Below are 23,535 nucleotides of genomic sequence, written 5' to 3'. Positions count from 1 at the left end.
CCATCAGTTAAAAAACAGTTCGGGAAAAACTTTTTGAGGGTCCTTGTTCAGGACCTTCATTGCAAAGGTACTTTTAATAAAACCGTAACCGTATCCCGAAAATTGTATCAGTACGGCAAAAACTGAAAGAAAAGCCACTTTTACATTTTTGTTCCTGTAAAGGGCATCGATAAAAACAATAAGAAAAAACAGGGCATACAATCCGGCGAATACAGGTATTCCCAGTATCCACAGGAGCATAGAAAAAATCAGGCCCAGCACAAAAAGTGCGGGCAACCAATACACTGTTTTTTCGGTATGCGGATGCCAGCGGTTGAGAATGGGGCGCGTCATTCCGAATTTATAGACCTGTTTAAAGAATTTCGACCAGGAGATACGTCTTTTATGGTATACGAAAGCGTTGGCAAGAAAACGGGTATCGTAACCCACGGCCCACAGGCGTATGGTGAGGTCAGGGTCTTCTCCCGGATGTATCTTGCCAAATCCGCCGGTTTTCTGAAATGCTTCCCGGGAGATCCCCATGTTAAAACTCCGGGGCTGAAACTTGCCCACTGCATTTTTCTTTCCGCGTATGCCTCCGGTGGTGATGGTAGAGGTCATAGCATAGTTTATCGCTTTCTGCAGGTCGGTAAAAGACGAATGAGCTGTGTCCGGTCCGCCGTAACAGTGCACATAGTCCGACTTAAGTGAAGTGTGTACTTCCCGAAGATAATGCGGTGGCAGGATACAGTCAGAATCCAGGATAATAAAATAATTGCCCCTGGCCTTCTGCATGCCGTAATTCCTGGAATCCCCGGGGCCGGAGTTTTCCTTGAAATAATAGGATATATGCAGACGGTCTGAAAAACTGTCGGCGACTTCCTTTGCGGGTATGGTAGACCCATCTTCGATGATAACCACTTCAAAAGGGTGGTCAAAGTCGAGATGTACCATGCTTTCCAGCAATTCTTCCACCTCGCCCGGGCGGTTATAAACCGGAATGATAAATGAAAAATCCAAATGCATAGGGCAAATATATAACAAAAGAAAGCACGTCAAAGAAGTGGTTTTTCTTTCGTTGGCCTGCACACAAAAAAAGAATATAAAATCCTTTTTCAACCTCCATTCACCCCTGTTGTTTATGTCAGTGACTTCCCTCCCCATTCAAGAGCCAACACCCCGACAATGATCAGCGCCAGCCCTATGACCTGTACCGTGCCTAACTGTTCCTTGAAAAATATGGCCCCTATACAGGCCATCAGCGTTATTCCCACCGCCGCCCAAATGCCGTAAGCCACCCCGATACCCATACCATGCTTCAGAGACAGTGATAAAAAGTAATAAGCACCTACTACCCCAAATACGGCTATAATTGAAGGCCATATCCGGGTAAACCCCGATGATTGACGGGTGGCTACGCCACCGATGATCTCGGAAACAATAGCGCCCAGGAGAAATATATACTTCATAATAAAACTGTTTTTTGTTTTCGGAGTAAAATTAATGCCGGGCATACGGAAAAAAAATACGGGATAAAAGAATCACTTACTGATAAATTTATCCCTGTCTTCTTCCATGTCTGCAACGGGTATAATTCGTAACTTTGGCAATAAGCCCATTTTAAAAATGTATGTATACGAAAACAAGATACCACAGGATCTCGGCGACGGTGTTACGGTAGCCATGAAGGTTATCGGTGGCAAATGGAAACCCTGTATCATTGACTGTATTACCAAAGGCATCAACAGACCGAGCTGTATTCACCAGGCTATCGGACAGGCCCCCCGGAGGGTTATCAATCAACAGTTAAAGGAATTGTATGAATATGAAGTATTGTCCAAAAAAATGTATCCGGGATACCCCCTGAAAGTGGAATACGAGCTTACGGAATTTGGAAAGACCGTTCTCCCGCTTATCCAGGCCATGCAGTCCTGGGGAGAGGTCCATGCCCAAAAGGTCGCAGAAATTGCCATACGCCGCAATGAGAATGTACTGGCTGAAGAATATCGCGAACACTAAACCACTTTATCCCATAAGCCCCCAGGCTTTGGTGATTGTGTAATTGCCTTGGAAACACATTAAACTATTGAATCAAATAAACGCCTTAAAATTCAACAAACCAACAATTTACAATTATTAAAATTCCGATCACTTACGCTTTCCTCAACTTGATCCAAAATGTAGCTCCCTCTCCTTCCCTGGAGATCAGGCCGATACTTCCACCCATGGCTTCTACAAATTCCTTGGAAATGGCAAGTCCCAGTCCGGTGCCTTCGGACCGGTCGCTCCTGAGCCTGGAATAAGGCTTAAAGATAGTTTTCTTCTGTGACGAACTCACACCTTTTCCCCGATCTGTTACCGAGATCTTTACAAAATAATCTTCGACCTCTGCACTTACCGCAATCCTCTCCTGGGCAGGAGAATAACGAATGGCATTGGTCAGAAAGTTGTTCAGTATCCAGATCGTTTTCTGGGGGTCGGCCAGGACTTCCTGTTTATCAATGGCCGAAAGGTTTTTTACCCTCAGTTCCTTCTCTTTAATAAAAGGCTGTATCCCCATTATGGCAGAGTCCATGAGGTAGCCCACTTTGGTTTTGGAACTCAGTACATCTATGCTGCCGCTTTCTATTTTAGACAGGTCCAGGATTTCGTTAATGGTCCTTTTTATACGGTCGTTATTTTGCATAATGGTCGCTATCCATTCTCTTTGTTCGCCGTTCAATGTTCCGGTCTTTTCATTTTGCAGCAGTCCCACGCCCATATCAATTGCCGCAACGGGTGTTTTTAATTCATGGCTCAATGTGGCCATGAAGCGGGTCTTGGCCTTGTCCTTATCCGCAAACTCTGTGATGTCGGTAAGGATGATCACATGCCCTATCAGTACATTTCTTTCTTCCTGTCCCTTTGGGGTCGTGGTAATATCTATAACGTCTTTGGAAAACAGTCTTTCGCTCCTGCCTTCCGTTACTTTTACAGGAGGCAGCACTTTCCCTTCGGCATGTCCGCCGAGCATGAGTTCCCGGATCAGGTTTTGCATCAATTCGTTGTGTATGGCAATATCCGGTGCGTATTTTCCCTGTACTTCTTCCTGCTTTACACCCAGCAGGCTGAGCGCCCTCTGGTTTACAAACAGGATATTCTTATCCTGGTCCAGCCCTACGATGGCTTCGGAAAGCTGGTTGATTATGGTATCGAGCCTGTTCTTTTCAAAAAGTATCCTGGCGTAATTGCTTCTTTCAAACTCCCTGAGTTTAACGGCCATCAGGTTAAAGGAAGCGGCAAGATGCCCGAATTCATCTTTCCTGTTGAGCGGGACATTTACATCATAAATTCCCCTTGAGACCTTGTCGATAGCTTTGTCAAATATCTTGATGGACCTGGTAAGGTAAGCGGGCATACCGAACGTAAAGAAAAGCCCGATAACAAGTGTAGCAAAAGAGATCGTGACCATGGAGACAAATACCTGGCCGGAAATATGGTTTACCCTTTCATTGCTCTTCAGCAGGTTTTCCTGGTTGATCGCATAGATCTCACTGGTAATTTCTCTTATTTGGAAGGTGTATTCCAGGCTTTCCTTTTTTGAGCTGCTGTTCAGCGTTGCGATAAAGTCGTTTATACTGCTTTCCAGTTTTCGGGTGAGCCCCGCTTCCCCGGTTTCGGTGATATTGTTTTGCTGAAGTTTGAGCTGGGCATCCAATGCAGACAAATGAGCATCTACCGGCCCGGACAGGTCAAAGACCAGTATTTTTTCAATGGCCCCGACCTCCGTGTTTATCCGCTCCATATATTGCAGGGTACGGTTGTTGTCCTTGAGAATAGTCGAAGCCTCATCTCCCAGTTTTTTGACATAAAAGCTGCCTACCAACCCCAATAACAGGATGATAATAAATAAAAACCCGAATGAGAGCAGTAATTTGGTCTTGAATTTCATACTATGTTTTTTTGACGGATGACCGATGACAGGTGACTGGTGTTGCTCTTGTATTAAAAAACAATAATAACATCTATTTCCGTATCTCGTAAACATTTTAATAGTTTATCGAAATGATTTTTTCCCCGTAATTGCCTCCACAGGGAAAAATGTGGTTTTCCCATGACAATATTGGTGATCTTCAGATCCACGGCCTTCTGGAAAACGGCCCTGGAAATATTGTCTTCCCTTATGGTCATGACCTGTGCCCCGAGTTCCCTGGCCAGTTGCATATTGTTCAACAATTTGCGTTGTGTTTTCAGGTCTATTTTAAAGACGTCTTTCCGGGGTGTCTTTATATATACTACAAACCATTCGGCATGGTAATAACCGGCCATCCTTGCGGTTTTTCTTATAATATGCCTGCCGCTTTCAGCGTTGGTGCTGATGCAGGCCATAAAACGCTCCAACTGCATACGGCTTGCGGCGGGCAGGCTGCTTTCTATCTTCTTTTCTACCTGGGAGGCTACTTTCCGCAATGCCAGGTCCCTGAGCTGCAATATTTTTTCGGGTTGAAAAAAATTGTTCAGGGCCCGGCCTATCCGTTCTCCTTTATATATTTTTCCTTCGTTCAGGCGCTTGATCAGGTCTTCGGCAGGAAGGTCTATGTTGACCACTTCATCTGCTTCGTTCAGTATGCTGTCCGGGATGGTCTCTTTGATCTCTACACCGGAAATATCCTCTACCTTATCCGTCATGCTCTGCAGGTGCTGAACATTAAAGGCGGTGATGACGTTTATACCGTAATTCAGCAACTCCTCTACATCCTGCCATCGCTTTTTATTTTTGCACCCGGGGATATTGGTATGGGCCAGTTCGTCGACCAGGACCACATCGGGCCGGGAGAGGATAATGGCGTCCGGGTCCATTTCCTCCAGCTCCCTCCCCTTGTAAAACACCTTTTTCAGCGGGATCTGCGGAACCCCCTCTACCAGGGCATGCGTTTCTTCCCTGCCATGGGTTTCGATAAGGCCTATCCTTACATCCACTCCCGCTGCCAGCAACTGGTGGGCTTCCTGCAACATCCTGTACGTTTTTCCCACGCCGGCGATCATGCCTATATATATTTTGAGCCGGCCTTTTTTACGTCTTTGAATAAGGTGCAGAAAGCGGTCTTTTTCTGTATTGCTATCAGACATCTTTAAAAATTAAAGAGATGATCCAGGTGATACCCAAGGGTAACCATAAGCTCCCATCGTTCATTGGTGTTGTGATTGTCCGGGAACATGGCTATGTCTTTGTCTGCACGGAGAAACCGGGCCTCTCCCCTGATATAGGCGTTTGTTACCGGCTTGTATTCTCCTCCCAGGGTTATTCCCCAAAGATCGAGCCCTGTTTCTTCTCCGTCGGTACGGGGTATAAAGCCGCTTATAAATCCTTCTTTATCCCGGAACCTCTCCCCTCTTGCCGTTACCGACCATTGGGGATTGACCTGGTAGCGTACCGTGGCCAGGGCATTGTACATAAATGCTGTCCCGGCTCCATCTCCTGTGGTATTGGACTGCGTTCCTATATCTCCTCCTAAAGTTAAGAACAATTTGTCGGTCAACCGGGTGTTCAGATACATATTGTGATACGTCCTGAACTGTTTTACCGGGAAATCATCCGGGGACTCCCGTCCCAGCAGGTTGGTATAAGTCAGGGATGTAGCTTCATTAAACTGATATTGCAGCAATAATCCGAAAGACTTGGCATCGTTGACATCCTGAAAATAATTGTAGCCGTTTACCGCCCATAATTCAATGTAGAGCTTTTCAAAACCTTCATACGAAATCTTGGCACCGGCCTGGTAAAATGGTTCATTATAGGTAGCCACAGCCGTAGAACTCAGGAAATTGTTTTTTGGCAGAAAACTTTCCGTTCCTATATGCGTGGTAAAGAACCCGGCATCTATCCACAGGTCTTCTGCAATCCTGAACCCGAGGTTGGCTTCCTGGATGGCGCGGTATTCTTCAGACCATGTAGCCTGGGCAATATCGCCCCAGTGCAGGGTGAGGTTGCTCCTTATCCTATCCGAACTGTAATGTGCACCGATCTGGGCAACATTCAGCCCGAACCGTTCGTTCCGCGCAGAAACCGTGGTGTAGGGCTGGAATGCATTAGCATCGGTATCGTGGGTAAAATAACTGTAATAGGTGTCTATATATCCCGAAATGGTCAGGGTTTTGTTTTTTTCCTGAGCGTGAACAGTACCAAAGCATAGTAGGACGGGGATAAAAAATCGGTATAATTTCATTGTTTGTCTGTTTGGACGGGGGACCGTTGACCGGTGACGAGGGGTGGTAATCAGTAATTGGTTGTCGGTGATCGGTGATCGGTGATCAGTAATCGGTCTTCGGTTTGTTTGTATTCCGTTTATTTTGCTAATCTACTTATTTCTTAGTGCTTAATTCGTCTAATGCCATGTTGATTTTTAGTACATTGACGTAATTTCCGGGGCCGGCAATGCCCGACAGGGGTTTTTCCGTATGTTTTTCTACCAGTTCCTTCAACTTGTCTTCAGGCACTTTTCTTATCCCGGCAATCCTGTTGATCTGGATAAGGGCTGCTTCTTTGGAGATATGCGGGTCCAGCCCGGAACCGGAAGCGGTAACGAGGTCTACGGGAATGTCTTTTTTGGTAAGTCCCGGATGATATTTCAATAAAGTATCTATCCTCGTTCTAACCAGTTCGAGGTATTCGGGATTGGTAGGGCCGTAATTAGACCCTCCGGTGGACGATGCGTCATAATCTACCGCAGACGGACGGCTCCAGAAATAACGATTGCTGTGAAACTGCTGGCCTATATTTTCAAAGCCTACCAGCTTTTCTCTTTTATAGATGGGGTTACCCTGGGCACTGTCCGGGGCGAGGACAGTACCCAACCCCACCATAGCAAGCGGATATCCAATACCGAAAAGCAGGAGAGTTAAGAGCGTGAGGCCGAGAATGGTTCTTAGTGTTTTCATTGTTGTGTTTTTTTATTTTTTTGTGTTTTGAGCTTATGAGCCCCCCCATAGCCCCCCTCAAGGGGGGAATTTTTTCTTTTCCCGGGCGAAAGGGTTCTGGGGTTACATGAATATGTTGACGATCATATCGATGAGTTTTATTCCGATAAAGGGCAGGGTTATTCCGCCGAGGCCGTATATCAGTAGATTTCGGGTTAGCAGGGTGGATGCACCCATCGGGCGGTATTTTACACCCCGTAATGCCAACGGGATCAGTGCGGGAATGATGACCGCATTGAAGATCACCGCAGAAAGTATGGCCGACTGGGGGCTGGCCAGTCCCATAATGTTCAATGTATTCAGTCCGGGAATACCTATGGCAAACAGGGCGGGAACGATAGCAAAATATTTGGCCACATCATTGGCGATGGAAAAGGTGGTGACATTTCCACGGGTGATCAACAATTGTTTACCGATCTCCACGACTTCCAGAAGTTTGGTCGGGTCGTTGTCCAGGTCTACCATGTTCGCGGCTTCTTTGGCCGCCTGTGTACCACTGTTCATGGCAATCCCCACATCGGCCTGGGCCAGGGCCGGGGCATCGTTGGTACCGTCTCCCATCATGGCCACCAGTTTACCGGCTTCCTGTTCTTTTTTGATATATTGCAGTTTGTCCTCCGGCCTGGCTTCGGCAATAAAATCATCTACCCCGGCCTGTCGGGCTATGTATTCGGCAGTCAGGGGATTATCTCCGGTGACCATGACCGTTTTCAGTCCCATTTTGCGGAAACGGGCAAAGCGTTCCTGTATACCGGGTTTTATAATGTCTTCTAACTGGATGACCCCTATGGCTTTTTTATCTACACCGAGGGCCAGCGGTGTACCTCCCTTCTCTGCGATCTCCCGGACCTTGTCCCGGAATGCCTGAAGCGCTTCCGGTTCTATGTTGCACCATTTTTCTATGGCATCCCAGGCGCCCTTTCGTATTTGCCGCCCGTCTTTCAGGTCCACCCCGCTCATCCGGGTCTCCGCAGAGAATTTCACGAAGTCATTGACCTCTGTATCCTGAAGATCATCGATAGATACTTTCAGGGATTCGGCAAGTTCTACAATAGACTTCCCTTCGGGAGTATTGTCCGAAGCAGAACTCATGGCGCACAGCCTGGCAAAAGAGGTTTCATCAGTACCGTCCAGGGCATAAAAGTTCGTGGCTTTCCGGTTTCCTATGGTAATGGTCCCGGTCTTATCCAGGAGCAATACATCGATATCCCCGGCGGTTTCCACAGCTTTACCCGATTTTGCAATGATATTGGCAGACAAGGCCCTGTCCATTCCCGCAATACCGATAGCGGAAAGCAGTCCGCCGATAGTCGTAGGGATCAAACATACGAACAGGGAGACCAGGGCCGCAATAGACAGCATGGTGTTGGCATAAGCCGCAAACGGCTGTAAAGTCACGGTAACGATCAGGAACACGACGGTAAAACTGGCCAGAAGTATGGTCAGGGCGATCTCGTTGGGTGTTTTCTGCCGGTTGGCCCCTTCTACCAGGGCGATCATCTTGTCCAGAAAGGATTCGCCGGGTTCGGAAGTTACCTTTACTTTTATGGTGTCCGACAACACCTTTGTACCTCCGATAACACTGTTGTGATCGGTTTCGGCTTCGCGGATCACAGGGGCGGACTCTCCGGTAATAGCAGATTCGTCGATGGACGCGAATCCTTCTGTGATCTCCCCGTCTGCGGCAATGACATCTCCTGCTTCCACAATAAAAATATCATTTTTGCGGAGTTCGGTGGCATTTACCATTTTTACGGTGCCATCTACCAGCAGGCGCTTGGCCATGGTATTGGTCCGCGTTTTTTTCAGGGCATTGGCCTGAGCCTTGCCACGGGCTTCTGCAATGGCTTCGGCCAGATTGGCAAACAAGAGGGTAATGACCAGGATAAGGGTAATGACAAAGTTATATCCGAAACTGCCCACACTTCCGTTCTGGACAAACAGGGATATACAGGTCACGGCGATCATTACCAGCGTACCTATCTCCACGGTAAACATCACCGGGTTCTTCATCATTTGCGCAGGATGGAGTTTTACGAAAGCATCACTCCATGCGCCTTTCAGGATGTTTTTGTTTAAGATCTTATTTGTAGAATCCATTTTTTCAGTTATTTAGCGTCGGGTCGGATAGCTATAATACGAGCGTACCGGGATGACGGTTCCGGGCATTGTAAAGGCCTCGGAAATCTTCATTTATGTTGATTAGAACGTAAAATACTCAGCGATCGGTCCCAGGGTCAGGGCCGGGAAAAATGCCAGGGCAGAAATAATGATAATAACCGCCAGCAGAACCGAAGCAAAGGCCGGGGTTTCCAGTTGCAGGCTTCCCGCAGTCTGAGGCACATGTTTCTTTACGGCCAGCGATCCCACAATGGCAAGCGGGCCAATGATGGGCAGGAACCGGGCAAACAGCATCACCAAACCTGTGGCAATGTTCCAGAACGGGGTGTTGTCTCCCAGCCCTTCAAAGCCCGATCCGTTATTGGCCGATGAAGAAGTAAACTCATACATCATTTCGGAAAAACCGTGAAAACCAGGATTGTTCAGCCAGCCCAGCTCCGGGTCTGCGGTGACCAGGTAACTGGATATTGCCGTTCCGGCCAGGATAAACAAAGGATGAAGGATCACCACTATGGCCGCAATCTTGATCTCCCGGGCTTCCAGTTTTTTACCGAGAAAATCCGGGGTACGGCCAATCATTTGCCCGGCGATGAACACGGCGATGACCATAAAAACAAAAAAGTTGATAAACCCTACGCCTACCCCGCCGTAAATGGCATTGATAAACATATCCAGGAGGAATATCCCTCCGGAAAGTGGCGTATGGCTGTCGTGCATGGAATTTACCGAGCCGTTGGATGTAGATGTGGTAGACACGCCCCACATGGAAGATGCCACCGGTCCCAGACGGACTTCTTTGCCTTCCATGTTCACCGTTTGCTCCAGTCCCATTTTGGCAAAATTGGGGTTGCCTTCCACTTCCTGCCAGGCAGATATGGCCACGAAAGAAACGAACAGCAGCGACATGACTCCGAACAGGTACAGTCCTAGTCTTTTCCTTTTTATATAAAACCCGAAAGCAAATACAAGAGCCATGGGGACCAGGATAATGGCTATATTCTCGGCCATATTGGCCAGGTAAGTGGGGTTTTCAAAGGGATGGGTGGAATTGGGTCCGAAATATCCACCGCCATTGGTCCCCAGTTGTTTAATGGCTACCATGGGAGCGGTCGGCCCTCCGGCGACCATCTGTGTCTCTCCTTCCAGGGTAGACACTTCCTGCAGGCCCTTAAAATTGGTCGTAGTACCGCTTACGGTCAGGATCAGTGATAATATAACGGCCAGGGGCAGCAGGATACGGGTACAGCTTTTTAACCACAGGTTGTAAAAATTTCCCAGGGCGGCAGAACTCCGGTTTGTCAATCCCCGGAACAGCAATGCACAGGCCGTAATACCGGTTCCTGCGCTGACAAACTGCAGCCAGGCAAAAACGGCCAGTTGGGTAAAATAGCTGGCCCCGGTCTCCCCTGAATAGTGCTGTAAATTGGTATTGGTCATAAAGCTGATAGCCGTGTTAAAGGCCAGGGTAGGCTCCCAGTTCCCTATTCCTACGGGGTTCCAGAATTTTATGAGCCCCTGTATGGAAAGGATAACGAATGCTGCAAGGAAAAAGAGCAGGTTCAACCCCAACAGGGCTTTCATATTCTGTTTCCAGTCCATTTCCTTATCGGGATTTACCCCGCTTATTTTAAAGATCAATTTTTCTATGGGAGACATAAACCCCATCCAGTTCTTTTCTCCCAGGAACACCTTTACTATAAATTTCCCCAGGGGCCAGGCCAAAGCGGCAGAGAGTAAAAAAACAAGGGCAGCCCCTATAATTTCATATTGTATCATTTAAATAAATTTTTACAAGCCTTCGATCTCGCGTAATTTAATCGACAGGCAAAGTCGTTTAATTGTTAAATGCCCATTATGGGCTATTGTGTTTAGAACTTTTCGGGTTTTACAATGGCATAAAAAAGATAGCCCAGGGTCACTACGGCTAATATGAGGAGTACAATCATGATCTTATAGTTATTAAAGTTAATCGGGAATATTGACGGGCACATCGCCAGCGGTAATGAATGCTGAATTTACATTCCTCCGCCAGGGAAACGGTTTTTTGTTCGTTTTCCCCTTCTCCCAGGCTAAGTTTGCATTTTACTTTTTTCAGCAATTTGAAATAGTGATCGATCAGTTGTATGCGGACATATTTGCTTCCGTGTACAAAGAGATAATTTATCAGTCTTAATACACCGTCCGTTTTTCCGGTCGCAGGAAAGGAAAGCATTTCATCTGTTTTTTGTGCCAAAACTTCCAGGCGGCCGGTAAACTTTTCGACAGCCGCAGTCTCGGGAAATTCGAGGCGGATAAGGTCTGATGCGTCTTGTTCTGTTAACATAATCGGATTTGTTTATTGGATAAGGTCGTCAAACCAGTCGATAGATTTAAAAAGGATGATAAAACCTGCAACGGTCAGCAGGATCATAGCTAAACTCAAGAGTGTTTCCATAGTTGTATTACGAATTATACTTGTTTGATACACCCCGGTATGCCAATCCCATGCCATCGGGACATTGGCAAGCCCAATAAACTATAATCAACAATCAATCAACGAATTAAAAAAAGAAGTGTTTTTCCCGGAAAAAATAAAACCCTTCCAAAATGGAAAGGTTTTTTCAAAATGGGAGGGTCTTATATGGCAGATGTACTTTGGAAACTACAATAAATCACGAATCGAGGCCGTATTCTTCCATTTTCCGGTAGAGTGTGGTAAGTCCTATACCGAGTAATTTTGCGGCCCTGGTTTTATTGCCGTTTACATATTCCAGTACATTTTGAATATGGTTTTGCTCCATTTCTTTCAATGAAAGCACGGGTGTATTCTTGGCCCGGTACTTCGAAAAGTAAAAATCCATGGGAAGCAGCTCTGCCTCGAGTATGTCTGTCTCTGCAAGGATCACCGCTCTTTCCACAATATTGCGCAGCTCCCGGATATTTCCTTTCCAGTGGTGTTGCAGCAGGGCATTCCGGAATTCGGGGCTCATCCGGTCCACCTGTTTCCTGTTCTTTACATTAAAACTTCTGATAAAATACTCAGCCAGCAGCGGAATATCCTCTACCCGCTCATTCAGTGAAGGGAGGACCACGGTAAAGGCAGATAACCTGTAATACAGGTCTTCCCGGAAATTCCCCCTGTCAACTTCGGCTTTCAGATCCCTGTGAGTGGCGGCTATGATCCGGACGTCTACTTTACTTTCTTTCGTATCTCCCAGTTTAATGAAAGTGCCCTCTTCGAGGAAACGCAGTATCTTGGCCTGCAGGTCGATATCCATTTCACCTATTTCGTCCAGGAACAGGGTTCCGAGGTGAGCCTCTTCCAACAATCCCTTTTTATCGCGCTGTGCTCCGGTAAACGCCCCTGCCTTATGTCCGAAAAGTTCGCTCTCCAGAATGTCCCTGCCCAGCGCACTGCAATTAATGGCCAGGAATTGCTCGGTCTTTCGTTCGCTATGGGCATGAATGGCCTTCGCAAAGACTTCTTTTCCGGTGCCGGTCTCACCGTTAAGTAAAACTGTGGTATCCAGCGGGGCGACTTTTTGTGCCAGTTGTATGGCCTCTTTTATGGCCTTTGAAGTACCGATGATCTTGTCGAACCCGAAATCTTCCTGGATCCGGGCATGTAATCGTTTTATCTTAAACCGCAATTGTGATTTTTCCACGGCCTTGCTCACCAGGGGGACAATTTTTACATTGTCGTCCCCTTTGACGAGGTAATCCAGTGCCCCGTTCTTGATGGCCTGTACCCCGTCGGGGATATTTCCGTAGGCTGTAAGACAGATCACCTCGGTTTCCGGGCTTATGCCTTTATATTCTTCAATTAGGGAAATGCCATGCCCGTCCGGCAGTTTTACGTCGGCCAGCAAAACATTTATCGCCTGCTGCTTTAAAACATCCTTGCCTGCTTTGGCCGTTTCTGCCTTGTATACCCGGTATCCTTCGAGTTCCAGGATACGGGCAAGCATATTCAGCAGGTCTTTTTCGTCATCGATAATAAGAATAGAAGGTGTCACGGACTTTTAATTTAGGACAAATTTACGGAGTATGCCGGGTAATTTCTTCCTTTAGCCCGAATCTTTTTATACGCCACAACCCATAGATTCCGAAATATCCGAGAAAAGAGATTTCTTTGCCTTCTGAAGCTAAAGCTAATGTTTTGTTAAAAACGAACAGACTTGTCTGTTTTATAAAAATGCTTTATATCTTTACACCATGAAAAAAGCGGGAGTAAAAGAGCGAATCATAACCACGGCATCCGACCTGTTTTACCACAACGGATATAACCAGACGGGGATCAACCAGATCATTGCCGAAGCTGATGTGGCCAAAGCTAGCATGTATCAGCATTTCAGGTCTAAAGAGGATATTGCCGTGGCCTACCTGCAAAAAAGGCACATTAGCTGGATAGATGACCTGACCGCTTTCCTCTCCAAAGAAGAAACCGCTAAGGGTAAACTGACCGCGTGCTTCGACTATCTGCTGCAATGGCTGAAGGAGGTGGAATACCGGGGGTGTGGATTTCAAAACATTATATGTGACCTGCCCGAAGATCATCAAAAAATAAAGGACCAGGTCAAGCTGCATAAAAACGAGGTAAAAAAGCTGATCTGTCGATTGCTGAAAGACACCGGGGAATATCAGGAGGCCAATGTAGAACAACTGGGCGACCAGTTAATGGTAGTAATGGAAGGCGCCATTATACTGTCCCAGATCCAAAAGGACAGCTGGCCGGTCATAGCTGCCAAGAAAACAGCGATGAAATTATTGACGTAATTTTTTTAAGCTCATAAACGAACAGACTTGTCTGTTCAATTAAAAAACAGAATATCTATCAATTCACATTAAATCAACAAAAAAGAACAGCCTTATCTGTTCAAAAGAAAATTCAAAATGACAACATTAAAACCTCCCTTTACCGGGGAAACAGCCGCAGCGAAAGTACAGGCTGCAGAAGATGCATGGAACACAAAAAACCCCGAAAAGGTATCATTAGCGTATACGGAAGACTCTCAGTGGCGCAACCGGGGCGAATTTTTCACCGGCCGCAGTGCCATCGTGGATTTCCTGAAGAGAAAATGGGAAAAAGAACTGCACTACAAACTGAAGAAACACCTGTGGAGTTATACGGACAATCGCATCTCCGTACGGTTTGAATACGAATGGTACGACCAGGAAAACAAACAGTGGATGCGCACCCACGGAAATGAACACTGGGAATTCAACGGGGAGGGGTTGATGCAAATACGGGATATGAGCGCCAATGACATCCCTATAGAGGAAACGGACAGGAAACTTTGATTGGGTTTAAACCAGTTCGAGGTGCAGGGTTACTGAGTTTATATGTATTACCTGAATAACCTGACAATCAAAAACTAAAGATCAGATTCATCTATTTTCAACATTAAAATTAAAATAATACAAAATGAAAACACAGACCACACACTACAAAACCGTTGAAGTCGACGGTTTGAATATCTTTTACCGGGAGGCAGGCGATAAAAACAGGCCCACTGTGGTATTGCTGCACGGTTATCCTACATCTTCGCATATGTTTCGCAATTTAATTGAAGACCTATCCGGCGATTATCACGTACTGGCCCCGGATTACCCGGGATTCGGCAGAAGTGACCAGCCTTCAATGAAGGATTTCGATTATACTTTTGACAACCTTACCAATATCGTGGAAGGATTTTTAAGAAATCTGAAGGTCAAAAAATACAGCCTTTACGTTATGGACTACGGTGCGCCCGTAGGGTTCCGCCTTGCTTCCGGGCGGCCCAAAAGTATTGAGGCATTGATCGTCCAGAACGGGAATGCCTATGAGGAAGGCCTGACCGATTTCTGGCTTCCACTCAAAAAATACTGGAACGACCCCAGCCCGGAAAACAGAAAGCCCCTGGAAGAATTTAATTCCCTGGACAGCATCAAATGGCAGTACACACATGGCGTTCAGGACATTTCAAATATCAGCCCGGATAATTGGTATATAGACCTGCAACACCTCAACCGGGAAGAGAACAACGAGATTCAACTCGCCCTGACCTACGATTACAGGACCAATGTTTCCCTGTATCCCGAATGGCAGGAATATTTCAGGGAACACCAGCCCCCTACCCTCATCGTTTGGGGCAAGAACGATGCTATTTTTCCGGCCGCTGGAGCCCATCTCTATAAAAGGGACCTTAAAAACCTGGAATTCCACTTATTGGATACCGGGCATTTTGCCCTGGAAGAAAAAGGCGATGAGATTGCAGGTCATATTATCAACTTCCTGAACAAAAACAATATCAAATAGCCATTTGCGCAGGAACAGGGTTACGATTGGAGCGTGGTAAGCATCATTATGCCTGTCATGCTCCAACTCGTTTATTCCGGTTTTAAGGAAAGTCTTCCGCTTTCTTTGTCAGATCCTTGTATAAACTTCTTCATAAATAATCCTTATCTTTAGCGTACGAAACCCTATACAAACTGCAAAAATCAGTTCTTTTTGTTTCTACACAATAAGATTATATGGAGTTCATAGACTATTACAAAGTTTTAAGTGTAGACAGATCTGCTACACAGGCCGATATTAAAAAAGCGTACCGCAAACTGGCCCGGAAATATCACCCGGATACCAATCCCAATGATACAGAAGCCCAAAAGAAGTTTCAGCAGATCAATGAGGCCAACGAAGTACTGAGCGATCCCGAAAAGCGCAAAAAGTACGATGAGTACGGCAAAGACTGGGAACATGCCGAAGCCTATGAGGAAGCTAAAAAACAAGGGGCATACCAGGGAGGTTCCGGACAGGGTGGATTTGACGGCGGCCACTACCAACGCTATTCTTCGGCAGATTTTGAAGGAAGTGATTTTTCTGACTTCTTTAACTCCATGTTCGGCGGTGCCGGGAGCTCGGGCAGGCGTTCGGCCAAATTTAGGGGGCAGGATTATAATGCCGCATTACAGCTCGCCGAAAAAGATGTTTATACCACACAAAAGCAAATACTTACAGTAAATGGCAAAAAGATACGCATTACCATTCCCGCTGGTGTAGAGAACGGGCAGACCATAAAAATAAAAGGCCATGGTGGCGAAGGTATAAACGGAGGGCCTCAAGGGGACCTTTATATCACTTTTAACATTACCCCGGATGTACGCTTTAAACGCCATGGCGCAGACCTGTACACCGAACAGACCATAGACCTGTATACTGCAGTCCTTGGCGGTGACGTCATTGTCGACACTTTTACAGATAAAGTAAAACTTAAAGTCAAAGAAGGTACGCAAAACGGTACCAGAGTACGCTTAAAGGGCAAAGGATTTCCGGTATATAAAAAAGAAGGCCACTTTGGCGATCTTTATATCACCTATAAAGTAGACATCCCATCCGGGCTTAGCCCGGAACAGCGCGAACTCTTTACAAAACTTTCCAAACTTGCATGATGAAAAACGATCAGTTAATAAGCGTAAAAAAAATTATGATCCATCATGATCTGGATGAGGCGTTCATCAGGAACCTGGAGACCTATCAGCTTGTTGAATTTGTCGTGAAAGACACGGATCGGTATGTGTATGTAAGACAACTCCCCCGGCTGGAACAGATCATAAGATTGCATTACGTACTGGAGATCAATATGGAAGGTATCGATGTTATCAGGCATATGATCGATAGAATGGAAAATATGCATCGGACCATTCAACAATTAAAGAACCGGTTAAGCCTGTATGAATGACCCAACCGCCGGGCACGGACTGGTTGCCGGTTGCTGGGTTAAGGCAAGGCTTTGCAATGGGTAAAAAATATAGAAACCAAAGTAACTGCAAGGGGATTGCAGGATATTAATTTTTTACCGGATAATAAAAAGAGACATTATGAACACCAACATCGGAATTTCAAAAGAAAACACCCAAAAAGTAGCAGATCTGCTCAATAAGTTATTGGCGGACGAAAATGTGTTGTACATCAAAACACGAAACTTTCACTGGAATGCGACTGGAAAGAGTTTTTACAGTTTACACATCTTACTGGAAAAGCACTATCGCGAACTGGACAGCATGATAGACGATACTGCCGAACGTATCAGGCAACTGGGACATTTTGCTATGGCCACCATGAACGATTACCTGAAATTCACAAACCTGTTAGAGGTCAATCACAAAGATCTGACAGCCGGGAACATGATCAAAACACTTGTGGATGACCACGAGACCATCATCCGTATTTTACGTAGTGATATTGTAAAGAACGAAGCCTGCCAGGATGCCGGCACAGCCGATTTTGCCACAGCCCTACTGGAAAAACACGAAAAAATGGCCTGGATGTTACGTGCTCATCTGGAGTAATCAGTGACGGAAGGCCTGGGTGTCTATCAGTATTCAGTGATCGGTGATCAGTCATCGGTCACCGGTCTTCACAGAAAACAATACAACTTATCAATTGTCAGACATGGAAAATAATTTTAAGCGAAACGTTTCGCTCACCGGAGCGATCAGGTTTACCGGGATCAGGATCGGTGAGCCCGTTCGTACTGCGGCGGGGTTTTTGGGAGTCAAGGAAGCCCTGAGGCATTCTTTTAAGGAAATGGGCGTTTTTCGTTCAACCAAAGCCTTGTTAAAAATGAACCAGGAAGACGGTTTTCGCTGTCCAAGTTGTGCCTGGCCTGTGCCCAAAGAACTTTCAAAGATCGCTGAATACTGTGAAAACGGTGCTAAAGCCCTGGCCGATGAAGCCACTACGGATCGTATCGGGGCTGATTTTTTTGCCACTCATTCGGTAGAAGAACTGTCGCAGTTAACAGATTATGAGCTCAATAAACTGGGACGCATTACCGGCCCCCTAGTGCTTCGCCCGGACGAGATATATTACGAACCTATTGCGTGGCAGGATGCTTATGGGCTTATTGCGGAAGAACTAGGCCGGTTGGACAACCCCAATGAAGCCATTTTCTACACCTCGGGCCGGTCGAGTAATGAAGCAGCCTTCCTGTACGGTATGTTTGCACGGGCTTTTGGCACCAATAATATGCCGGATTGTTCGAATATGTGCCATGAATCTTCCGGAGTGGCCCTGCTGGAAACCCTGGGCATCGGTAAAGGTTCTACGACCATGGAAGACCTGTATAACGCTGAAGTCATTATTACTGCCGGGCAAAATCCGGGCACAAATCACCCCAGGATGTTATCGGCCCTTGAGAAATGCAAGCGGAACGGCGGTAAGATCATCAGTATCAACCCCCTGGCCGAAACGGGATTGGTCCATTTCAAAAACCCGCAAAAAGTAGGCGATATGCTGGGGAACGGAACAACCATTGCGGATATTCACCTTCCCGTAAAAATAAATGAGGATATCGCTTTGATGAAGCTGATCCTGAAAAAATTGGTTAGGCTCAATGCCCAAAAAGGCGATGTGTTTGATCGCGAATTTATAGAAAAACACACCGATGGCTACGAAACACTACTGAACGACCTTGCTACTTATAATGAAGCAGAGTTGCTGGCCCGGACCGGTGTTCCGGAACAGGACATTGAGAAGACCGTAGCATTACTGGCCACAAGTTCGAAAATCGTGGTGTGCTGGGCCATGGGACTGACCCAACACAAAAATGCCGTTGAAACCATTCGGGAATACGTCAACCTTATCCTGCTTAAAGGAGCCATAGGCAAACCGGGGGCAGGTACCTTCCCCGTGCGTGGCCACAGCAATGTTCAGGGCGATCGCAGTGTGGGCATCATGCATTTTGTGAACGAAGGGTTTAACAAACGTATCGAAGAGCACATGGGCTTTACTCCCCCCACCGAACACGGTCACGATGTTATGGGTGCTATCAGGGCCATGTACGAAGGCAAAGCGAAAGTCTTTATCTGTTTAGGAGGCAATTTTGTAATGGCGGCCTCCGATACGGAATACACCGCTGAAGCGATTCAAAACTGTTCCCTTACCGTACAGATCAGCACCAAATTAAACCGCAGCCATTTAATTACCGGGAAAACGGCACTGTTACTGCCCACCTTCGGACGGTCTGAAAAAGACATGAAGAACGGAAAACTGCAATTTCTCACCATGGAAAGCAGTACGGGTAAGGTAAGGCAGAGCCGTGGATTGCTCAAACCGGCATCCGGGCACATCAAGAGCGAACCTGAGATCATCGCTTCGATGGCCCATACTTATTTTAAGGGAGGCCACCCCGTTGATTGGGAAGCCCTGGGGCATGATTATGATCTTATCCGCAGTTATATCGACAAAACTGTTAAGGGGTTTGAAAATACCGGCGACCGCTCCAAAGGGTTTGGGTACTATCTTCCCAACAATGCGCGTGAAGGCGATTTTAGTATGCTGCCAAACGGAAAAGCCCAATTGACGGTCAACGCCTTGTCTGAGAACAGTATTAAAAAAGATGAACTCTTATTGATGACCTTTCGTTCACACGATCAGTTCAATACTACGATCTACGGTCTGGACGATCGTTATCGCGGGGTTTATAACGAACGGCGCGTTATTTTTATGAATGCCGAAGATATGCGCAAAAGGGGCCTTAAAAAAATGGACGTGATAGACCTTCACAGTGAATATGACGGCAAAAAAAGGACAGCCAGGCAGTTCCTGGTCGTTCCCTACGATATTCCCAGGGGAAATGCCGCTGCCTATTACCCGGAAACAAATATATTGGTGCCCCACAACCGGTTTGACCCCAAGAGCAGGCAGGCCGTAAGTAAATCGGTCCGGGTGACCGTTGAGAGCATGAAATGAATCTTAAAACTGTCCGATCTTCAATAAATATCGTGTTTTTGCAATACGGTGAGGATAGAAATAATACTATCCCGAACTTTGAGATTTACGACCTTCCATACGCATGCAGGAAAAACTAAGAGAGCACATAGAAGAAATAATGCCGCTGACGGATGATGAATTTGCATTTATTGACTCCCACTTCTCTGTTCAGAACTTTAAAAAACATGAATTTCTCATCCGGCAGGGAGAAGATGTGAAGTATACCTATTTTGTAGTTTCGGGACTCCTGAAGCTGATATATAACGACGAATCGGGAAAGGAGCATATCCTATCCTTTGCCATGGAAGACTGGTGGGAGACCGATTTTCTGGCTTTTTATACCAAAACCAAGGCCACCATGTCCCTGCAATGCCTGGAAGATACGCATGTATTCTGTATTTCCCCGGAAGATTATCAGACATTGTGTGCGGGCCTTCCAAAGATGGAACACTTTTTTCTTAAAAAAGCAACCTCGGGCCATATCGCATCGCAACAACGCATACTATCCCTTCTCAGTTCCAATGCAAAAGAGCGTTATGAACAACTGCTTAAACGCTATCCTTCCCTGTTCCAAAGAGTGCCTAAAACCCTCCTTGCCTCCTACCTGGGTGTTTCGCGCGAAACCCTCAGCAGGCTTTCTTCCTGAACCTGTTCCGGTCAGTACATAATTGTGACATTTGTCACGCCGGGAAACCTCATCCCGTCCTCATCTTTGCTGTGTTATTCTTTTAATCATAAAAACACAAACTCATGGAAAAGAGAGCAATAAATCCCTGGCAATGGCAGGAAGAACGCGGTTACGCACAAGCCGTGGAAGTAAAACAGACAGAAGGTACACTCTATTGTGCCGGACAGGCCGCGGTAAACCCCGACGGAACTTCGAGCGCTGCCGATATGAAAACCCAGTTGATCCAGGCCTTACAAAACCTGGAACAGGTGATCACCGAAGCAGGATACGAATGTAAAAATATCGTACGGTTGAATGTCTTCACCACTTCATCGGACGAGCTCTTTACGACCTGCTTTGATATTTATGTAGATTGGGCAGCCAAACACGGTATTAAAACCGCACTCACTTTAATGGAGGTAAAAAACCTCTACGAAACCTTAAATATTGAATTTGAAGCCACAGTTGTAAGGTAAGTTCTTCAAAGTATTACAAAACAAAGAAGCTGTCTAAAAAGTAATCTTTACGTCAACCTGAACCCTGATGTATGGGGGTTCAACATGACAGATTAAAGTGCTTTTTAGACAGCTTCTTTTTTGATATGATTCCTGGAAATTTAGTACATTATTTTTCGTTCCTATGGATTTGTTACACTTTCAAAGCCTTCATATACGCTGCATCGTGCTTTAGACTCTCTAATGAAGATACCGGATATTCTTCCTGTTCTACCATAAAGTATTTAATGCTGCTTTTAAGGGCGCTTTTGAGCGTGTTTTTCATATCCACACTTCCTTTCCCCAGATCGCACTGAACGGGTTTTCCATTCTCGATGTTATAATCCTTTACGTGGCACAGTTCATACCGGTTTCCATACTTTTTCAGGTGTGCCGCCGTATCTACTCCTGCTACGTCGATCCAGCACAGGTCCAGCTCAAACATCACATGGTTCGGATCTGTATGCTCCAGCAGGTATTCCTGGGGAAGTTTTCCTTCCAGCGGCTTAAATGAATAATCGTGATTGTGATAACCGAACTTTAATCCGGCTTTGTTCACCTCTTCCCCTACCTTATTCAGGGTTTCGACAATTCTTTTCCAGTCGTCCCAACTCTTCTGCGCACCGATGTAGGGGCTCAACAGATATTTCAATCCTGCTCCTTCGGCCATTTCTATGTTTTTCTTCAGTTTATCCGGCTTATCTGCCACCCCCATATAATTAAAATGGGTACTGACCATATCAACACCTATATCCCCGAGGAAAGTTTTCATTTCCTTAGGGGATAATCCCCATAAAAAGCCTTCTTTTCCACTGTAACTTTCAAACTGTTTATAGCCCATGGCGGCCAGTTGGCCCATCACCCCTTTAGGATCTTTCGGCAAAACGTCCCGTACACTGTAAAGCTGTACTCCAAACGGATTTATGGTTTTATCTTTTAAAATATTAGCAGCCAAACCAGTATGGCCCATCGCAAAGGCTCCTGCGGTAAGGAGTCCCGTATTTTTTACGAAATCTCGTCTTTTCATGTGATTATGATATTGAATTTTAAACAGGTCTTTTATACACTTAAGCATACCAATATACGATTTTTTCAATCTTTACTATAAACAAAAGGAAAGGGGCTTTATTTTATATCACAATTTTTTTGAGAATTTTATATTATTTGTGCATTTTTGAAATTGAACTCATCTTGACTTTTTGTATTTGAGCGAAAAATCATGCTTTTGTTCCCTAATGAAGACTTTTGGGAGCAGCATAGCAGAGCTACGGTGCAAGAAAAAGGCGAAATTAGGGGGCAAAATGATGATTTTGCAGGTAATAGAAAAAGTCAAGATGAGTTCATTATATCGTGTGGGATGAAGTATAAAAGATTTTTGAGGATTTTACGGTGGTTGATAATCTGTGGTATTTTGTTGTCCGTCTTTTGCAATCTTTATATAAACAGTTATTCGGCCGAATTTCTGCATTCAGACACCACCGATCTCCCTAAGGTCAAATACGGATTAGTTCTGGGAACCAGTCCGTATTTAATTGGTGGCGGGGAAAACCTGTATTTTAAGGAAAGGATAGCATCTGCTGTAAAGTTATACCAGTCGGGCCATATTAAATACATTATTGTAAGCGGAGATACTTCCGATAAATATTACAATGAGCCCGAACGAATGACAAAGGCTTTGCTCCTGAAAGGGGTCCCGGAAAATGTTATACTTCAGGATGTAAAAGGGACCAATACTATCCTTTCGGTTAAAAATTACGGAAAGCGGTTTCACAACGATCCGGTGATCATCATTACCCAAAAATTTCACAATCAAAGAGCCGTGTTTATCGCCCGGAAATGGAATATAAAAGCCTTGGGATACAACACTAAAAAGCAATCTTTCTCCACCGATCCCAAAACCCATATCCGGGAATGGCTGGCCAAGGTAAAAGCATTTTTTGAAATACAGATCTTATAAAAGAAATTACCGAATTTCAACGGAAGCAACCTCAATCTTTCAGGGATAAGGAAAAGAACCGGTAATTATAAATGAAAAAAGTGTTATAAATAAGAGATATGATAACCCGAAATTTAAAAGAATTTGCCCGGCAGTATGCAAAATCCATCGTTTTAAACGATTTTGTAGCATACGGAGGTGTAGCGACAGCGATCGAAACCATCGATGGAAATATTTACACGGGTATCAGTATCGATACAGCCTGCTCTATGGGCTTCTGTGCCGAGCACAGTGCCGTTGCCGAGATGTTGAAACACGGTGAACACCATATAAAAAACATAGTGGCAGTAGATCATGCCGGAAATGCGGTTCCGCCTTGTGGCCGTTGTCGGGAATTGATGAGCCAGCTTTCCAAAGATAATCTTCATGCCGTGGTGGAAGTAAAAAACAACCTTTTTAAACCCCTCAAAGAACTATTGCCTTTCGATTGGAAAGAAGATCTTGAGCGAAAATGGTAACGGTATAACGGACGAGGTTATGACCGTGAAAGATCGTCCGTCTTGTCCCCTCCTCTAAACCCGGGGCCCTCTATTGGGCCTAACTCATGAAAAAACAAAATAATATAACCGGTTACATATTTTTTTATATT

Annotated in this window: 24 protein-coding genes; 12 read left to right on the top strand and 12 right to left on the bottom strand. The window is 45.6% G+C overall.

Annotated features, from left to right (window positions below):
- Positions 1-3 precede the first annotated feature (3 nt).
- Together KN811_RS03030 and KN811_RS03025 are read right to left on the bottom strand one after the other, a co-directional pair.
- Positions 4-1,005, bottom strand: a complete 1,002-nt coding sequence (locus KN811_RS03030) for a glycosyltransferase family 2 protein (protein WP_187967755.1) — start codon at positions 1,003-1,005, stop codon at positions 4-6.
- Positions 1,006-1,118: 113 nt separating this feature from the next.
- Entirely contained in the window at positions 1,119-1,448 is a 330-nt protein-coding gene (locus KN811_RS03025) for a DMT family transporter (protein WP_187967756.1), read from the bottom strand.
- Between the two features lie 157 nt (positions 1,449-1,605).
- On the opposite strand from KN811_RS03025, the gene KN811_RS03020 reads away from it, so the two are divergent.
- A complete protein-coding gene (locus KN811_RS03020; RefSeq protein WP_187967757.1) occupies positions 1,606-1,998 on the top strand; it encodes a winged helix-turn-helix transcriptional regulator in 393 nt (130 codons plus the stop codon).
- 133 nt (positions 1,999-2,131) lie between these two features.
- Here KN811_RS03020 and KN811_RS03015 read toward each other — a convergent pair whose 3' ends face one another.
- The 9 genes from KN811_RS03015 to KN811_RS02975 form a co-directional block, all read right to left on the bottom strand.
- Complete coding sequence (locus KN811_RS03015; protein ID WP_216334657.1) at positions 2,132-3,910, bottom strand: sensor histidine kinase; 1,779 nt, start codon at positions 3,908-3,910, stop codon at positions 2,132-2,134.
- Between the two features lie 53 nt (positions 3,911-3,963).
- A complete protein-coding gene (locus tag KN811_RS03010; RefSeq protein WP_187967750.1) occupies positions 3,964-5,088 on the bottom strand; it encodes a sensor protein KdpD in 1,125 nt (374 codons plus the stop codon).
- Positions 5,089-5,090: 2 nt separating this feature from the next.
- Positions 5,091-6,185: an outer membrane beta-barrel protein gene (locus tag KN811_RS03005; RefSeq protein WP_187967751.1), complete on the bottom strand. Its 1,095-nt coding sequence runs from the start codon at positions 6,183-6,185 to the stop codon at positions 5,091-5,093.
- Positions 6,186-6,321: 136 nt separating this feature from the next.
- Complete coding sequence (gene kdpC, locus KN811_RS03000) at positions 6,322-6,897, bottom strand: potassium-transporting ATPase subunit KdpC (RefSeq protein WP_187967752.1); 576 nt, start codon at positions 6,895-6,897, stop codon at positions 6,322-6,324.
- 102 nt (positions 6,898-6,999) lie between these two features.
- Positions 7,000-9,036 (bottom strand): potassium-transporting ATPase subunit KdpB, encoded by a 2,037-nt coding sequence (gene kdpB / locus KN811_RS02995; protein WP_187966375.1) that lies wholly within the window; start codon positions 9,034-9,036, stop codon positions 7,000-7,002.
- Positions 9,037-9,138: 102 nt separating this feature from the next.
- Positions 9,139-10,830 (bottom strand): potassium-transporting ATPase subunit KdpA, encoded by a 1,692-nt coding sequence (gene kdpA / locus KN811_RS02990; protein ID WP_425596676.1) that lies wholly within the window; start codon positions 10,828-10,830, stop codon positions 9,139-9,141.
- Between the two features lie 95 nt (positions 10,831-10,925).
- The gene (gene kdpF / locus KN811_RS22090) at positions 10,926-11,003 is read right to left on the bottom strand and encodes a K(+)-transporting ATPase subunit F (protein ID WP_425596704.1); all 78 of its coding nucleotides are present in this window, start codon (positions 11,001-11,003) and stop codon (positions 10,926-10,928) included.
- Positions 11,000-11,380 carry a hypothetical protein gene (locus KN811_RS02980; protein WP_187966378.1) on the bottom strand — a complete coding sequence of 127 codons (381 nt, stop codon included), beginning with the start codon at positions 11,378-11,380 and terminating at the stop codon, positions 11,000-11,002. Before KN811_RS02980 ends, kdpF begins: the two co-directional genes overlap by 4 nt.
- A gap of 328 nt (positions 11,381-11,708) precedes the next feature.
- Positions 11,709-13,052 (bottom strand): sigma 54-interacting transcriptional regulator, encoded by a 1,344-nt coding sequence (locus KN811_RS02975; RefSeq protein ID WP_187966379.1) that lies wholly within the window; start codon positions 13,050-13,052, stop codon positions 11,709-11,711.
- Between the two features lie 199 nt (positions 13,053-13,251).
- Between KN811_RS02975 and KN811_RS02970 the strand changes: the two genes are divergently transcribed.
- The 9 genes from KN811_RS02970 (at position 13,252) to KN811_RS02930 (ending at position 20,932) form a co-directional block, all read left to right on the top strand.
- Positions 13,252-13,812, top strand: a complete 561-nt coding sequence (locus tag KN811_RS02970; RefSeq protein ID WP_187966380.1) for a TetR/AcrR family transcriptional regulator — start codon at positions 13,252-13,254, stop codon at positions 13,810-13,812.
- A gap of 117 nt (positions 13,813-13,929) precedes the next feature.
- Positions 13,930-14,337, top strand: coding sequence for a nuclear transport factor 2 family protein (locus KN811_RS02965; RefSeq protein WP_187966381.1), 408 nt, complete (start codon positions 13,930-13,932; stop codon positions 14,335-14,337).
- 124 nt (positions 14,338-14,461) lie between these two features.
- The gene (locus KN811_RS02960) at positions 14,462-15,334 is read left to right on the top strand and encodes an alpha/beta fold hydrolase (RefSeq protein ID WP_187966382.1); all 873 of its coding nucleotides are present in this window, start codon (positions 14,462-14,464) and stop codon (positions 15,332-15,334) included.
- A gap of 215 nt (positions 15,335-15,549) precedes the next feature.
- Positions 15,550-16,464 carry a DnaJ C-terminal domain-containing protein gene (locus KN811_RS02955; protein ID WP_187966383.1) on the top strand — a complete coding sequence of 305 codons (915 nt, stop codon included), beginning with the start codon at positions 15,550-15,552 and terminating at the stop codon, positions 16,462-16,464.
- Positions 16,461-16,754, top strand: coding sequence for a chaperone modulator CbpM (locus KN811_RS02950; protein ID WP_187966384.1), 294 nt, complete (start codon positions 16,461-16,463; stop codon positions 16,752-16,754). The genes KN811_RS02955 and KN811_RS02950 overlap by 4 nt, the downstream gene beginning before the upstream one ends.
- A gap of 139 nt (positions 16,755-16,893) precedes the next feature.
- A complete protein-coding gene (locus KN811_RS02945) occupies positions 16,894-17,364 on the top strand; it encodes a Dps family protein (RefSeq protein WP_187966385.1) in 471 nt (156 codons plus the stop codon).
- Positions 17,365-17,467: 103 nt separating this feature from the next.
- On the top strand, positions 17,468-19,768 hold the full coding sequence (locus tag KN811_RS02940) for an FdhF/YdeP family oxidoreductase (protein ID WP_187966386.1): 2,301 nt from the start codon (positions 17,468-17,470) through the stop codon (positions 19,766-19,768).
- 103 nt (positions 19,769-19,871) lie between these two features.
- A complete protein-coding gene (locus tag KN811_RS02935; protein ID WP_187966387.1) occupies positions 19,872-20,435 on the top strand; it encodes a Crp/Fnr family transcriptional regulator in 564 nt (187 codons plus the stop codon).
- A gap of 104 nt (positions 20,436-20,539) precedes the next feature.
- Entirely contained in the window at positions 20,540-20,932 is a 393-nt protein-coding gene (locus KN811_RS02930; protein WP_187966388.1) for a RidA family protein, read from the top strand.
- 172 nt (positions 20,933-21,104) lie between these two features.
- Here the strand turns inward: KN811_RS02930 and KN811_RS02925 are convergent, their stop codons facing one another.
- Complete coding sequence (locus KN811_RS02925; RefSeq protein WP_187966389.1) at positions 21,105-21,977, bottom strand: sugar phosphate isomerase/epimerase family protein; 873 nt, start codon at positions 21,975-21,977, stop codon at positions 21,105-21,107.
- A gap of 330 nt (positions 21,978-22,307) precedes the next feature.
- Between KN811_RS02925 and KN811_RS02920 the strand changes: the two genes are divergently transcribed.
- Positions 22,308-22,907, top strand: a complete 600-nt coding sequence (locus KN811_RS02920; RefSeq protein ID WP_187966390.1) for a SanA/YdcF family protein — start codon at positions 22,308-22,310, stop codon at positions 22,905-22,907.
- A 98-nt stretch (positions 22,908-23,005) separates the two neighbouring features.
- Complete coding sequence (locus KN811_RS02915; protein ID WP_187966391.1) at positions 23,006-23,404, top strand: cytidine deaminase family protein; 399 nt, start codon at positions 23,006-23,008, stop codon at positions 23,402-23,404.
- Positions 23,405-23,535 lie beyond the last annotated feature (131 nt).

It is taken from the genome of Sinomicrobium weinanense (genome assembly GCF_018863395.1).
Classification (GTDB): Bacteria; Bacteroidota; Bacteroidia; order Flavobacteriales; family Flavobacteriaceae; genus Sinomicrobium; species Sinomicrobium weinanense.
The sequence above is the reverse complement of the archived record's forward strand: the minus strand, read 5'-3'. Positions and strand labels throughout refer to the sequence as shown.